The 1,254-nt window shown below is 63.2% G+C and carries 2 protein-coding genes; both read right to left on the bottom strand.

What is annotated here, in order from left to right; all coding sequences use genetic code 11:
* Nucleotides 1-162 precede the first annotated feature (162 nt).
* Nucleotides 163-885, bottom strand: a complete 723-nt coding sequence (locus tag ABT116_RS47615; protein WP_351647669.1) for a FadR/GntR family transcriptional regulator — start codon at nt 883-885, stop codon at nt 163-165.
* A 54-nt stretch (nt 886-939) separates the two neighbouring features.
* A partial coding sequence (locus ABT116_RS47610) for a hypothetical protein (protein WP_351647666.1) occupies nt 940-1,254 on the bottom strand: 315 nt, incomplete at its 5' end.

Genomic DNA, 1,254 nt, shown 5'->3' with positions numbered 1-1,254 from the left:
GACCTGCCCGAGGCGAAGCTGGAGCTGCGTCCCTCTTTCCCGGTCAGTGTCTTCGCGGAGCACGGCGACGAGATCTGCGAGGCAGCAGCATGGTGCCGATCATCCACGGCGTCGGTGACTTGCGGAACGTCCGTGCCGCATCGGCGAGAGTAAGAGGCTTGCTCATGGTTTCAGTCCTTCCAGGAAGGTGAGAGCGTCGCCGATTGCCGTCGTGCCGGTGTGAAGGAGCTGTGCTGCTGACGCCTCGGCGGTTGACTCGTCGTGTGAAGTGATGGCGGAAGCCAGTTTTCGATACAGGTCGGTCTGGCCGACTTCGGCGACCATGACGGAGGCAAGTGCAGTCATGGCCGGCTCGTACGCGGCGCGCAGGCTGTTGAAGATCAAGCGGAAGGCGATGGAATCCGCGCTGTCGACGACGACGTCCCAGAACACCAGAGCGCGGTCTTGCAACTCCACTGGATCTTCGGTGGCCCCTAGTTGATCCACGGCCGTGTCGAGTTTCCGGGCAGATTCTGCGGAGATGCGACGGGCGGCCAGCACCGCGATCTGCGGTCCCATCAGTTCACGAGTTTCAAGTACGCTGCGCACGACGGTCAGGTCGGGGACGCCGTCGCGCACCAGCAGCTGGGGGAGAAGTTCGGGTCCGGCCTGGCGTCGGAAATCACGCACCGACGTGGACTCGCCCTGGCGGACTTCTACCAGTCCGGCCTGGGCGAGCTTCTGGATTGCTTCTCGGACGGCGGGCCGGGAGACGCCGAACGCCTCGGCGAGTTTCCGCTCACTGGGCAGGGCTTCACCTGCAGCCAGCTCTCCGGCCAGTACTTTCACGGAAATCTGGTCGAAGACTGCGCCGGAGGCCGAGGTACGTGCAACGGGTTGGAACATGTACTGACCGTAAACGCCCACTGGTGAGAGGTCAAGTGGTATTACCAGTGAACCTCACTTCAGGCTGCGGGTGATGTCCGTCAGCTTGTTCAGGAAGTCCGTGTAGGTGAGTGCGAATCCGACCTTGTCGTCGTAGTCGAGCGGTGCGACATTGCCGAGGGCCACGGCTGGAACACGATCCCACGCCGGGTTGCCCGGCCAGGAGTCGAGATTCTGGGCAACGACGACATCGGCGTCGGCGAGCACATCCGCATTCTCCCAACCGAATTCGGCGCTGTAGCCACCGATCGCGGCCGATTGGGCGGCGGTGATCGCGTCGTTGGACAGGATCGTGTACCCGAGTGACGACGCTACGTCGACGGTCAGGTT

It is taken from the genome of Streptomyces sp. NPDC002130 (assembly GCF_040296465.1).
In the GTDB taxonomy this organism is placed as follows: Bacteria; Actinomycetota; Actinomycetes; order Streptomycetales; family Streptomycetaceae; genus Streptomyces.
This window is presented reverse-complemented; position numbering and strand designations above follow the sequence as displayed.